Here is a 13,204-nt window from a genome sequence, read left to right as displayed (position 1 = left end):
GACGTTCTGAGTAAATACTGCAAAGGTGGCCGCGCGGTTGAATGACTGTGTCTGCTGGGTGAACAGTCTGTAAACCGAGATCGCGCCAGCATATGGGGATCGACTACCCTAGACAACCGTGAGCGAGAAGAAGAATACCCCAGTTAATGAAGCAACCGACGTCCCCGAGCAGCTGCGCATCCGCCGCGAGAAGCGCACCCGCCTGCTGGAATCCGGCACCGACGCCTACCCGGTGACCGTGGACCGCACCATCTCCATGAAGGACCTGCGTCAGCAGTTTCAGGTGGTGGCTGAGGACGAGCAGCCCGCTGGCGAAGAGGGCGTGACCTACCTCAACGCCGGCGACGAGACGGACGTCGAGGTGGCTATCGCCGGCCGCCTTATCTTCATGCGCAACACCGGCAAGCTGTGCTTCGCCACCCTGCAGGACGGCGACGGCACCCAGGTGCAGGCCATGCTGTCCCTCGCCGAGGTGGGCGAGGAGCGCCTGGCCGCCTGGAAGTCCGACGTTGACTTGGGTGACTTCATCTCCGTGCGCGGCCGCGTCATTGCCTCCCGCCGTGGCGAGCTGTCCGTCATGGCCACGAAGTGGACCATGGCTGCTAAGTCCCTCCGCCCGCTCCCCGTGTCCTTCGCGGACATGAACGAGGAGACCCGCGTGCGCCAGCGCTACAACGACCTCATCGTGCGCAAGGAGGCTCGTGAGAACGCCATGACCCGCGTCAAGGTCATGCGCGCGCTGCGCAATTACCTAGAGGACGAGGGCTTCGTGGAGATCGAAACCCCGATGCTGCAGACCCTCCACGGCGGCGCGGCTGCCCGCCCGTTCGTGACCCACTCCAACGCCCTGGATATCGACCTCTACCTGCGCATCGCCCCGGAGCTGTACCTGAAGAGGGCCGTGGTGGGCGGTATCGACCGCGTCTTTGAAATCAACCGCAACTTCCGTAACGAGGGCGTGGACCGCTCCCACTCCCCGGAGTTCGCCATGCTGGAGACCTACGCCGCGTGGGGGGACTACAACGACTGCGCTCGCACCACCCGCGAGTCCATCCAGGCCGTGGCGCGCGCCGTCTTCGGCTCCACCACCGTCACCCTGGCGGATGGCACGGAATACGACTTCGGCGGCGAGGAATGGCCGGAGATCGAGATGTACCCGTCCCTCAACGAGGCACTGCAGCGCAAGTTCCCGGGCCAGCCCGAGGTCACCATCGACACTGATGTGGACACACTAAAGGGCATTGCCGACGTCATCGGGCTCGAGGTTCCGAAGAACGGCGGCTGGGGCCACGGCAAGCTGGTGGAAGAAATCTGGGAGGTGCTCTGCGAGGATCAGCTTGAGGGCCCCATCTTTGTCAAGAACTTCCCGGTGGAGACCTCCCCGCTGACCCGCCAGCACCGCTCCGAGCCGGGCGTGACCGAGAAGTGGGACCTCTACGTCCGCGGCTTTGAGCTGGCCACCGGCTATTCCGAGCTCGTTGACCCGGTCATCCAGCGCGAGCGCTTTGAGGACCAGGCCCGCCTGGCCGCCGGCGGCGACGACGAGGCCATGGTGCTGGATGAGGACTTCCTGGCCGCCATGGAGCAGGGCATGCCGCCGACAGCCGGCACCGGCATGGGCATGGACCGCCTGCTCATGGCCCTGACCGGACTGGGCATTCGCGAGACCGTTCTCTTCCCGATTGTGAAGCCGGAGAAGTAATCCCCCGCGCCCGCACAAGCCGTCAGCCCCTAGGGAGGCTGGCGGCATTTCTTATACCCCCATCGCGCCAACGATCAGCCTGCTGCCAGCTCACGTGGAAGAATGCAAAGCATGAAAAAGCTACTTTCTCTTCTCTTACTGCCTCTGTTGGCAGCCGGTTTGGTTGCGTGTTCCTCCGACGAAGGAACCGAGGCCACCCCAACGTTTGAGCGCGTGCCGGAGTCCGGTGCCGAGGGCACGTCGACGGGCTCCAGCGCTGACGAATCGAGCGATGTACAGTCCAGCGAATCCGACTCTGACTCCGACTCCTCGTCCAAGGGAAAATCTTCGAAGCTGAAAGAGCGCGATGCCGAGGATTTCCGGGCTACCGGTTTCAGGTTCGAACAGTCCGGCATGGTTGCCTGGGGCGTCGCAAGTCCAGACAATAAGGTGGGCTGCGGTTTGTATGAAGATTCTGAAATACCGTCCTGCTATTTGAGGATTGATAGTCCACCAATTCTCCCCGATCCTGAAAAACTGCCGTGGAAGGCGAATATTGCGACGTACGACGAAAAGGTGGGGTTCGTCCCCGCATCTTTGATCGATGGTGGCGATGCCGTCCCGACTACCGCCCTTAACGCCGGAGAGAGGGTAGACATCGAAGGCATGACCTTTGAGGCCCCGAGCGAAAGAGAATTCACTGTCACATTCAAGGGGCATCAGTTCACTGTTAATGACAAGGGCGAATTTGTCTCAGATACATACCCCTTTGAACAGGACTCGAACGGCTATGGACAAGTCGGCACCGTCTGCGGGGAGCTCGAAGCTGGCAAACTGGGGCGACAGAAAGTGTATGCCCAGGTGGACGGCACTAATTGTCGCAAGGCTATGGATGTCCTCGACCAGTATGTCAACCATGAGTGGACGATGGAGGAAATGAACTCCCGTGGACTCCTGAAAATCGATGGGTGGAAGTGCTCGGTAACTGAGCCGGATATGCTTCAAATGCCGGATCCGGATGCTCGGCGCCTCAAGTGCCAGGACCTTTCCGGAATAAGCAGAGTTATTCTCTTTAATGCTGACAAACCAAACGTTCCGGATCTTATGCCGTATTGATGGCTCGAGGGGCGGTGGCCACTCTCTAAAGTTAGGCCATCGTTTAGCCTTGCCCCTGTGACCGAGGAAAACTCGGTAGTGCTCGCGCGCGGGGCAGATTCGTGGAACGATGCTCTGTATGAAGAAGCTTCTTTCTATCCTCTCCGCCTCTCTTGTGGCATGTACCCTGGCGTCCTGCTCCTCATCCAGTGAGCCTGTCGGCGACGAGCCGATGTTCCAGCAGGACTCGGCTGGTACTGCCAGCTCCGAGTCTGGTTCCGCGTCCGGCAGCTCCTCCAACACCGCGGCGCAGAGCGGCGATGAGTCGGCGAAGGGGGATAAGCCGACCGATGTGAAGGAGCGCGATCCGCAGGACTTCATGGCGGGCGGAGATCTGGCGACTATTCCGAATCCCATTCCGGCGGTCAAGAGCCCCGATGGGCGCTCTATTTGCCTTATCTACGAGGAAACAGAGGGGCCCATGTGCAAGGTCGAGTTTGCGGATCCGCCGATTTACCCCAGCCCGGTGGGGCAAAGTTGGAAGTCCAACGCGGTGAGCTTCCGTAACGCGCGTGGGTTCTTCCCCGTGTGGGCCATCGAGTTCTATCAGCCCACTGAAGTCGCGTCCCTCAACGAGGGTGAGAAGGTGTCCTTCGGCGATACGACATTTGAAGCCACCGGCGCCAAGGAGTTCACGGTGAAGAACGGCGACCATAGCTTCACCCTGAAGGATGATGGCCAGTACTACTCGGATACCTTCCCCGCGAAGCCGGGTGCGGACGGTGTCGGCAACACTGGAACAGTATGCGGTCAGGGCGCTACCCGTGGTGATGCTAGCGGCACGGTCTACGTGCAAGAAGACAACACGAACTGCAATGACGCCATGAAGCTGCTCGAGGAGTATGTGAACGACGATTGGGAGCCAGGTGAGGGAGGAGACCGCGGCGAGATGTCCATGGAGCTCGGGACCTGTGGATATCAAGCCCCGAAGGTGTGGGGAGACAAAGTCGAATACCGCTTTCTCACCTGCAGCCCGGATAGTGGCGGCTCGGTCGTTGTCCTCACGCCCGAGAACATGAAGAACCTTCTTTAAAGGAGGGCCGTGCATGAAAAAACTTGCGTCGTGTCTGTTAGCCGTGACGTTCTCCCTGGCGATTGGGTCCTGCTCCGCGGGTGGCAATGGCGCCGGCGATGAGCCGAAGTTTCAGGAGGCCGTGGAGAACTCGGAGAATTCGGTGAGCACTAAGCCCGTTGAGCTCACAGAGCGCGAGCCCAAGGATTTCTTCCCGGGAGGTAAGGAAGGCGAGGGCATTCCCGCGCTGGTGAGCCAAGACGGGCGCGTCCAGTGCACCTTCTATGAGGAGGGCAGGACGCCCTCGTGCATGGTGGACTTTGCGGATCCGCCCATTGATCCGCAGCCAGACAATGAGACGTGGAAGTCCAACGGCGTTTTCTACACCATTGAGCGCGGATTCCACCCCGTCTATTGGCCCAAGTTCCACGAGTTGGAGGCAGAGACCCTGAACGAGGGCGAAAAGGTCTCCTACGCGGGCATGATAATCGAAGCACCCAGTGCCAATGAGATCACGATGAAGTTCGAAGATCACTACTTCACCATCAAGGACGACGGACGGTTCTATTCGGACACCTACCCCGCCAAGCCGGGTGCGGATGGAAAAGCAGCCACCGGCACCATCTGTGGGACCGTGGAGACGAAGTCCGGTGAGTCCGGCGCACTTTATGTGCAGCAGGACGGCACCAACTGTAACGATGCCATGAAGCTGGTTGAGGACTACACGAACTACGACGCCGCGCCGGGCGAGGGCGGAAGCCGTGGCATCATCCCCCTTGACGGCGGGACGTGCAGTACGGGCGCGCCGAAGAAGTGGGAGGATATCCCGGAGAATCGTCTTCTCGGCTGCAGCCTGGACAGCGGGGGATCGGTCGTGCTCCTGACACCGGAGACCATCGCCCGGCTGCCTTAAGCGATGTGGGCGCTGCCAGCAGGCGGCGCAGGTGCCTAGGCGTAGGCGACGGTGAGCTCGTAGGACCCGGAGGGCGTGGAAAAGCACAGCATCGACGTGCCCACCGGGATGGCCGCGGTGGAGTTGGGGAGCAGCCGGATCGGCCCGTTAGTGCGGATCAGCGGGGACGATAACTCCGCAGCCAGGAAGTTGCCCACGTTGCTCACCATCCAGTCCTCTTCCCGCTGCCAGAAGCGCAGGAAGTGGCGGTGCATTGCGGCATCATCGGGGGCCAAAGGAAAGTCACCCGCGCGGCCGGCCACCACCTGTTGCCCTGGGCGCACGACAGCGCTGTCCCCGTCGGGGCTGGAGAGGAGGAGATCCCGCGGCATCCTGTTGGCCTTTCTCTAGCGGGCAATATGGCCTATAGGGTCTCATTTCCAGATTGCTCAGCGGGGGATTCTTGGGGAGTGGCACCCGCTGGGCTGCTGTGGCGTGTGGCCGCGGGGACGGCTACTCTAAGCAGGTTGCTTAGGTTAGGAAAGGAGACGTATCGAGCATGTCCGCAGAGATCCCCGCGAAGGTGATTATCAACCTCAGCGTCCTAGTGTTGGGCGCGATGGTCATGATCCTCAATGAGACGTCGCTCTCCGTGGCGCTGCCGGCCATCATGGCGGATTACGGGATTCCCGCCACCAGCGCGCAGTGGCTGCTGACTGGTTTCATGCTCACGATGGCGGTGGTGATTCCCACTACCGGCTTCCTGCTGGAGCGGCTCACCACCCGCCAGATTTTCGCGGCCTCCTCCGGGTTCTTCCTCGTCGGCACGGTCGTCGCGGCGCTGGCGCCGAGCTTTGTGGTGCTGCTTATCGGCCGTGTGCTGCAGGCGGGCGGCACCGCGCTGATGATCCCCACGCTTATGACGGTGGCCATGACGCTGGTTCCGCCGCAGCGCCGCGGCACCGTGATGGGCATTATCTCCGTGGTGATTTCGGTGGCCCCGGCTCTGGGACCGACCGTAGGCGGGGCCATCCTCAACCACTTCACCTGGCACGTCATCTTCTGGGCTATGCTGCCGCTCATGGTGCTTATCCTGCTTGCCGGCCTGTGGCGCCTGAGCAACGTGGGTGAGAACCGGGACACGCCGCTCGATGCCCTGTCGGTGATTCTCTCCGCGTTCGCCTTCGGCGGGCTGGTGTACGGGCTGTCCTCGATTGAGAAGATGCTAGAGGGCGGCGCCGTGGTGGAAATCGCAGTGACCGTCGTGGGTGCGGTGGCGCTGGTGATCTTCGTCCTGCGCCAGCAGCGCCTGGCTCGCGATGACCGCGCGCTGATGGATCTGCGGCCTTTCCTGGTACGTAACTTCACCCTGGCCGTGCTGGTTATGTTGTTGTCCTTCGGTCTGATGCTGGGCATGGTCACGGTGTTGCCGATCTACCTGCAGACCACCCTGGGGGTCACCGCCTTTGCCACCGGCCTTGCAGTCATGCCTGGCGGAATTCTGCAGGCCATTTTGTCCCCGATTGTGGGGCGCGTATTCGATGCGTACGGCCCGCGCCCCTTGATGATCCCCGGCTCGCTGTTCATGGTGGCGAGCCTCTGGCTCATGGCGACCCTGGGCGAATCATCCGCGCTGTGGATGGTGGTAGGCATGCACGTGCTGTTCTCCCTGGGCATGTGTCTGATGATGACCCCGCTGATGACCACCGCGTTGTCCTCGCTGCCGGATACTTTGTATTCCCACGGCTCCGCCATCATGAATACGCTGCAGCAGCTTGCCGGAGCGATGGGCACGGCGTTCCTGGTGGTCTTCCTAACCCGCGGTACGGTGGCCGGCGCCGAGGCGGGCTTGAGCCCAGCCGCGGCCACGGCGCAGGGAACGCACTGGGCCTTCCTCTTTGCCGGCATCACCGGAATTGCTATTGCAGTCATCTCCCCGCTGCTGAAGCGGGTGGACTAGCCCGGCGGGTTTAGCACACGGGTGTGATGTCTAGCGACATTTTGGACACGGAGTCCAGGATGTTTTTGGACGGGATGTCTAGTGGCTTTTTGGACGTTTGCGGCGGTGGAATAGCCGGATGGCTATTCCATTGCATAAGCGTAGAAAGGTCGCAGATTTCGATCCCGTTCGTGACGGCAAGACGGTCACACAGTTTTGCAAAGAATTGGGAATCTCGCGGCAGACGTACCACAACATCAAAAGCCGGATAGCGCAGAAGGGTCGGGCAGGCATTGTGCCGGATTCGACTGCCCCGAAGAATCCGATTAAGAAATTCCACGAGGCCGACAAAATCGCAGTCGTCCACGCCAGGCAGGAGTTGATGGAGCAAGGCTTGGATTATGGGCCTTGGTCGATCTACTACTTCTTGTTCGACACTGTAGGTCCAGATTCCACACCGTCGCGTTCTACAATCGCCTCGTGGCTTCATGAGCTGGGATTCGTTGATGCCAACGCCCGCAAACGGCCACGCAGCTCCTATAAGCGCTTCGCCCGCGCTCTCGTCGGTGAACTCTGGCAGATCGATGGACTGGTCTATCGCCTCTTTGACCACGCCCACACACATGTCACGATTTACCAGGTTATCGATGATGCCAGCAGGTTCGATGTCGGAACCACAGCGTTCGCTCTGCCAGAAAACGGTACTGATGCGCGCGCTGTGCTGGCCGCAGCGTTCGCCGCCTACGGCAAGCCCCAAGAAATCCTTTCCGACAATGGCGATGCGTTTGCCACCTATCACCGTGGTTTTCTCTCTGCTACTGAAACTTGGCTCGCCAGCCAAGGCGTTCTTGCTATTGCTGGTTTCGCCCCGACAACCCAGGGAAAAGACGAGCGCTCTCACCGCACGTTGACCCAGTTCCTCGATGCACGCCACCCAGTTAGCCTTGCTGAGGTCAACGCCTATCTGGCTGAATATCGCCAGGTGTACAACGAGCGACGACGGCATCAATCACTGCTGGTCGGCAAAATGCACATCACACCACGCCAGGCTTTCGATACCTTCCCCAAGGCACCGTCGCCTACGCATCCACTCGATCCTGAGCAGGTCTGGGCCCGCGTAGTCGCCTACAACCAGGCTCACAATCCACACGCTGTACCCGAAATGCTAAACGGCCCCGTGGAAGCGGCAACTTCACACGAGGCCAGCACCGATGACATGGCAGCTCAGCAGGGCATACCTTCCACCGATACCCCCACACTAACGGTGCCGACGACAAATTCAACAAACCATTGGGGCATCCCAGACCAGCTCTGCGTGAGCAAAGATGGCGTTGTACGCGTGTGCGGCTTCGGTCTCTACATTGGTCTGAGGTTTAAAAACCGCAGGCTCTACTCCACGGTCACAGCCGATAACGTTGCGGAGTTTTACACGGCCCATGACGGTGAATTCCTCTTCAGCGTGCCGCTGCCAATCACGTTGAGCCACAGGCCACCAGGTGGCCAGATCAACATCAACCTCGTTGAAGGAATGAAACATCGCCAACCACCGCGGATGAACCCGAAACTATCCAAACCCCGGCCGAAACGCAGGCCATAACCATAAACCGCTAGAAGTGTCCAAGAACTCCATGGATTCCGTGTCCAAGAAGACACCGGACTCCATGTCCAAAAACCCTATGGACATAACAGGTTTAGCACACGGGCAGAGTGTAGAGCTGCTCCGAAGCAGCCTCGCCCCACACCAGGAGGGCGTTCGGGGAATCCTCTACGGCGAGGTAGTACGTGTTGTCGTCCTCGGACACGGTGTACTTGCGCATGGTGCACTGGCCGTTGGAGAGCTTCTCGCCCTCAGTATCGGGCCCGGCTGCCGCACGCTGATCCACATCCTCGTAGCCTGCTACGGAGTAGGAGAAGTCCTCACCCACGCACGTGATCTTGGCAGTCTGGCCCTCTTCCGGTTCGCGGGGGGAACACTTGGCATCGGCAAAAGCCCGACCGTCCGGACGGTCGCTCACCAGCTGCGGGTAGGCTTCCGCCAGATTCTGCTCTTCGTCGCTCCAGGAGGGCTTGGACAGGAAGAAGTATGCCGCGGCCGCCACCGCAATGAGTGCGAGGATGCCGAGGATGCTGCCGACAATGAGCGGAGTCTTGGACTTCTTCTTGGCCGGCTCAGCGGTGCCCTGTAGCTGTTGGTCTTGTGGCTTCTGGTCCTGCTGCGCGTAGTACTGCTGCTGGCCAGAGCTCTGCTGTTGGCCATAACCTTGCTGCTGGCCGTAGCCCTGCTGCGGCATCTGTTGCTGCGGGTGTCCGAAGCTGCTCTGCTGTTGCTGCTGCGGCATCGGCTGCTGCGGCGGCATGTACTGCTGCGGCTGTGACTGCTGCTGCGCCTGGCCAAAGCCGTGGGGCTGCTGAGTGGGGCCGGTGCGCAAGGCCTCGACGACGGCAGCGGCGCTGGAATAGTTCCCGCCGTTTCTGAAAGACGGGCAGGCTGCAGAGACGAGCTGGGCAAAACGGTCGATAACCTCCTCCGAGGACGCGTCGTGCGCCACCGGGCCCACCGCCGCGAAGTACCCGCTGGAGCGGTTGGAGGTGAGAACGATGCGGCGCGGGTTGAGCGCGCGCAGCGCGTAGCCGGCCTGGTTGCGCTCCAGGAGGAGGTCCACGCTCTGGGCCAGCGCGCCGAAGATCGACTGGGCTTCGCGCGGGGAGAGGTGGCGCGCGCCTACTCCCGACGCCGTGTAGTTAGACAGCTGCTCGCCCGGCATGCTGCGGCGCACAAGGAACTCCTGCCCGTCGTCCGTGGTGCCGCCGCCGTCTAGTGGGGCGATGTAGCGGTGCTGTGGCTGGTTGCCGTTCTGTGCCTCCTGCACGGCGCCGCGGGTCTCGGCGTTGAACAGCTCCACCAGTAGCTGCTCGCCGTTGGGCTTTTCTACGAGGAAGAGGGACGATTCCGAGCCCTGGTCCAGCACCGCTACTTCGCGCAGTTGGTGCCGGGTGGTGAAGAACTGGGGAAGCAAAGACACGGTGGGAAATCCTTTGGGGGAGATAGGAGGCAGGGTGTGCAAGAGAGGCAGCGGGGCGCGCGGCCGGGTGCTCGAATGCTCGAGTGCTACTGACATCTTATGTGAATCAGCGCCGGAGACAACCCCGGGACAGCCCTTTAACCTCAACAAATTGGAATGCTGAGGCGGGCTTGCTCCGCGTCCGGGCCGGCAAGGACAAAAGCGAAGCGCGCGGAGACCCCGGTGGGGTAGACACCCCAAGTACCCGGCTGGTTGGGGATCTCTGCGGAGGTGATGGTGCACGCCTCACTGATGAGCTCTTCCATCACGCTCGGCAGAATCTCGTTGCGGCTGTCCTCGGTGCCGAAGTCCGCGGCCACGAGGATCAGGTCCCCACCCTCACAGAGGATGCGCGAGCGCTGTCCTTCCTCCGGCTCCACGGAGCGGCAATCCAGGTTCTTCCACGGTCCGCGGCCGGGGTGGGTAGGCAGCAGGTTGGGGAATTCCTGCGCCAGGGTGGAATCTTCCTCGTCCCACCCGGCCCCGCGAAGCGCCAGGGCGCCGGTGATACCGACGAGGCACAGCACCGCCGCCAGAGCACCGCCGAGGAGGGTCAGGCGCCGGCGCTGGGAACTGTGGCCTGCCTCCGCGACGGAGACGGGGACGGAGGATGCCGTGCTTGGCGACGCCTCCCCGGCCCCCACCTCACCGACCCCTGCCAGCGCCTCAATCATCCCGGCGGAGGTGGCAAAGCGTGCCTGCGGGTCAGGGTTCAGCGCGGTGGCGAAGAAGGCGTTGAGTGCGGCGGCCCGCGGGGCATCCTTGTCCGCTAGGTTGTGCGCGGCCAGCTGCGGGATAACGCGGCTGTGCGTCCACTGCTGGGGGCTGGTAGCCCGGCGCAGATTCACCAGGGTGAGCATCTCCAGTGCGATGAGTGCTAGCGCGTAGCGGTCGCTCGCGGCAGTGGGCTGCGGCGGCTGCTGCGCCAACTGCGTGGGGTAGAGCTCCGGGGCCATGTAGGCATCCGTGCCCACGCGCAGCCCCTCCCGGGTCAGGCGGGTGTTCTCGCCGTTGAGGGCGATGCCGAAATCCGCCAGCATCACGGTGCAGTCATCCGCGATGATGTTCGCCGGCTTGATGTCGCGGTGAATCACCGGGGACGGCAGATCCGCCAAGTAGTCCAGTGCTTCCGCGATGGGCCGGAGCACCTGCACGGTTCCTTCAACCGTGAACTTAGATCCCTCCAGAATGCGGCGGTTGAGCAGTGCCTCCAGGCTGGGGCCGGAGAGAAACTTCATGACGAAGTACGGCACGCCGCCCGGGGTGATATCGCCGTCATAAATCGGCACGATAGCCGGGTGCTCCAGTGCTGCCACGGTGCGCATCTCCGCCATGAACCGACGCACCTCCTCCTGGTCGCCGGCCGCGTGCTGGGCAATGACCTTAATGGCCACCTCGCGGTCAAGGCTCTCCTTGCGGGCATAGACAATGGTGCCCATGCCGCCGGCCCCGATCTGGTGGAACTGTGAATAGCCCTTGGCGGTGAGCTCAGGCTCCAGATCCAGGGGCAAGCCGGAGGCGGTGGGTTGGGCGGTCATGGTGTTTTACTCGGCGACGAGGATGGGCTGGCGGATTACAAACGGCTCGTAGCCAGCCTGGCGGATGGTGATTTCGGCGTTGAAGCTGCCTGCGTCGTGCAGCTCAGCAGCCAGGGTGCACACGCCGAAGGAGCAGGTGAACTCGGTATCCTCGGACTGGTTGAGGTGGTTGTGGCCGTCGGTGTCGAGCACCGCGACGTGCCATTCGGCGTTGTTTTCCAAATCTGCCTCGTCGCCGCTTAAGTTCAACGCCTGGGTGTTGAGAATCAAAATGCCGCCGACTGCCCACTGCAGCACCCCGGTGGGCGCGGAACCGCTGACCACGGAATCGAAGCCGCGGTTATCCAGCTCTGCGCGCAGGTTTTGGTAGCCAAAATTCTCCAGCCCGGAGTAGTTCGCCACGATCTCGTCTACAGCCCCGGGGCCTGGGAGCTTTTCGGTGAGCATGTAGGTGCCGTCCTCGTTGCGCAGGTGGGAGGCGTTCCCAGGTTCCGGGCTGGGGTCTGTGGGGCTGCCTCCTGATGCCGGACGGGCCGACAGAGTGGTGGTGCCGCTCACCGTAAACTTCGGGGCATCATCGGCCGCGTCCTTCTCCGCAGTCTGACTGCACGCGGAAAGCGTCACCAGCGCTAGGCCCACAGGGGCCAGCAGGCGCAGGGAAGCTAAGGCGGACATGCGGAGCGACTAATCCTTGCAGCGGTGAGAAGCAGAAACAGAAGTAGTCAAAGAATAACAGCATGCGTGTTGTAGTTAGAAGAGAATAAGATATTTCTCTTCGCTTATATGGGGGTGCTACAGGTGGGCGTAGTACTGCGGGTGCGCCGCCGCGAACTGCGCTAGCACAATCCGCCACGAGATCTTTTGGCCCGGCTGGAACTGCGGAACACCCAGCTTCTGCAAGGTTTCCGCCAGCGTCTGAATCTTGCGCTCCACCTTCTTCTCAGTCCAGTGCAAAGACTCCGCCAGCTCGCGCTGGGTGCCCACGGCCACGCGCGGCTCCGCGGCCGGATTGTCCAGCAGCGGCTGGGCCAGGGCCTTGAGGAGGAGGCATTGCTCCTCGTTCGGCTCGAAGACATGGGTGGTAAAAGGCCCGTCCGGCGGGAGGCTGGGCTCCGGGCTGCGCAGGGGCTGCATCACCGTGAGCTCGCACTCGTAGTTCATCGTGGCGGTGGAAAAGTACACCGTGGACGTGCCCGGGTGCAGGACCTCGATGCTGCCGGGGCTGACAATGGCCCGGCCGTAGCCGCACGCGGCTGGCGGCTGGATGGTGGCGGCGATAAAACCGCCGATGTTCTTGATGAACCACTGCGCGCCGTTGGACCACACCTGGAGGAAGGTGCGGTGCATGGCAGGATCGTCCGAGGCTAGGAGAATATCGCCCTGGCGGCCCAGGGTGGCGGACTCGGAGACATCGAGGAGGCGCGTATGGCCAATGAGGTCATTGACCAGCAGGGCGCCGTGGTGTGGTTGCATCGTGACCGACTCCTCCCTCGCTGACGTAACAGCAGTAAGTTTACTGCACGGGCGTTGCAGGGGAGGCGGAGAAACTAGAGGGAAGCTCGAAGGGTACTAGAAGAACGACGCCAGGCTCGTGACGCCGAAGATCGTCCCTAGCAAGGTCAGGATGGCTAGAACGCTGCCGAGGATGTGGGGAGGTCGTCGAGGAATTTGCCATTGAAAGGCATGAGAGCCATTTCCTTAGGTGAGAGAGAAGGCAGCTCTTCGGTAGGGAGCGAAAAGCGCCATTAACAGTATCAGGGGTGTCCATAATTTCAGCCAATAGTGGGGAAGGTCTCTCCGGATGCTGACCATCGCGCTGGTCCTGTTCGCTACCGGCGTACAGTGCTGTGAGCAGCTAAAACGGGGAAATTATCGGGGTTTGGGGCCGGTGGGAAGGAAAACAGTGGAAGGAGTGTCGTCCGCGC

Annotated in this window: 11 protein-coding genes; 6 read left to right on the top strand and 5 right to left on the bottom strand. The window is 61.9% G+C overall.

Features of this window, described 5'->3' with window-relative positions; all coding sequences use genetic code 11:
- Positions 1 to 118 precede the first annotated feature (118 nt).
- From lysS to ACLI1P_RS11365, 4 genes are all read left to right on the top strand, one after another.
- Positions 119 to 1,702 (top strand): lysine--tRNA ligase, encoded by a 1,584-nt coding sequence (gene lysS, locus ACLI1P_RS11380; protein WP_296132233.1) that lies wholly within the window; start codon positions 119 to 121, stop codon positions 1,700 to 1,702.
- A gap of 111 nt (positions 1,703 to 1,813) precedes the next feature.
- Positions 1,814 to 2,797, top strand: coding sequence for a hypothetical protein (locus ACLI1P_RS11375; RefSeq protein WP_411708909.1), 984 nt, complete (start codon positions 1,814 to 1,816; stop codon positions 2,795 to 2,797).
- A gap of 118 nt (positions 2,798 to 2,915) precedes the next feature.
- The gene (locus ACLI1P_RS11370) at positions 2,916 to 3,869 is read left to right on the top strand and encodes a hypothetical protein (RefSeq protein ID WP_411708908.1); all 954 of its coding nucleotides are present in this window, start codon (positions 2,916 to 2,918) and stop codon (positions 3,867 to 3,869) included.
- A gap of 13 nt (positions 3,870 to 3,882) precedes the next feature.
- Positions 3,883 to 4,761, top strand: coding sequence for a hypothetical protein (locus ACLI1P_RS11365; RefSeq protein ID WP_411708907.1), 879 nt, complete (start codon positions 3,883 to 3,885; stop codon positions 4,759 to 4,761).
- 35 nt (positions 4,762 to 4,796) lie between these two features.
- Here the strand turns inward: ACLI1P_RS11365 and ACLI1P_RS11360 are convergent, their stop codons facing one another.
- Positions 4,797 to 5,132, bottom strand: a complete 336-nt coding sequence (locus ACLI1P_RS11360; protein WP_411708906.1) for a hypothetical protein — start codon at positions 5,130 to 5,132, stop codon at positions 4,797 to 4,799.
- Positions 5,133 to 5,299: 167 nt separating this feature from the next.
- Between ACLI1P_RS11360 and ACLI1P_RS11355 the strand changes: the two genes are divergently transcribed.
- Complete coding sequence (locus ACLI1P_RS11355; RefSeq protein ID WP_411708905.1) at positions 5,300 to 6,700, top strand: MDR family MFS transporter; 1,401 nt, start codon at positions 5,300 to 5,302, stop codon at positions 6,698 to 6,700.
- A 118-nt stretch (positions 6,701 to 6,818) separates the two neighbouring features.
- Positions 6,819 to 8,276, top strand: a complete 1,458-nt coding sequence (locus ACLI1P_RS11350; protein WP_408929761.1) for an integrase core domain-containing protein — start codon at positions 6,819 to 6,821, stop codon at positions 8,274 to 8,276.
- A 94-nt stretch (positions 8,277 to 8,370) separates the two neighbouring features.
- Here the strand turns inward: ACLI1P_RS11350 and ACLI1P_RS11345 are convergent, their stop codons facing one another.
- From ACLI1P_RS11345 to ACLI1P_RS11330, 4 genes are all read right to left on the bottom strand, one after another.
- The gene (locus ACLI1P_RS11345) at positions 8,371 to 9,702 is read right to left on the bottom strand and encodes a serine/threonine protein kinase (RefSeq protein WP_411708904.1); all 1,332 of its coding nucleotides are present in this window, start codon (positions 9,700 to 9,702) and stop codon (positions 8,371 to 8,373) included.
- A 143-nt stretch (positions 9,703 to 9,845) separates the two neighbouring features.
- Positions 9,846 to 11,279: a serine/threonine-protein kinase gene (locus ACLI1P_RS11340; RefSeq protein WP_411708903.1), complete on the bottom strand. Its 1,434-nt coding sequence runs from the start codon at positions 11,277 to 11,279 to the stop codon at positions 9,846 to 9,848.
- A gap of 6 nt (positions 11,280 to 11,285) precedes the next feature.
- Positions 11,286 to 11,954 carry a hypothetical protein gene (locus tag ACLI1P_RS11335; protein ID WP_306508360.1) on the bottom strand — a complete coding sequence of 223 codons (669 nt, stop codon included), beginning with the start codon at positions 11,952 to 11,954 and terminating at the stop codon, positions 11,286 to 11,288.
- 117 nt (positions 11,955 to 12,071) lie between these two features.
- Positions 12,072 to 12,752, bottom strand: a complete 681-nt coding sequence (locus ACLI1P_RS11330) for a hypothetical protein (RefSeq protein ID WP_296132204.1) — start codon at positions 12,750 to 12,752, stop codon at positions 12,072 to 12,074.
- Between the last annotated feature and the right edge of the window lie 452 nt (positions 12,753 to 13,204).

The organism is Corynebacterium tardum (assembly GCF_046717785.1).
Taxonomy (GTDB): Bacteria; Actinomycetota; Actinomycetes; order Mycobacteriales; family Mycobacteriaceae; genus Corynebacterium.
Note: the sequence above shows the minus strand (reverse complement) of the source record. Positions and strands in the feature narration are given on the sequence as shown.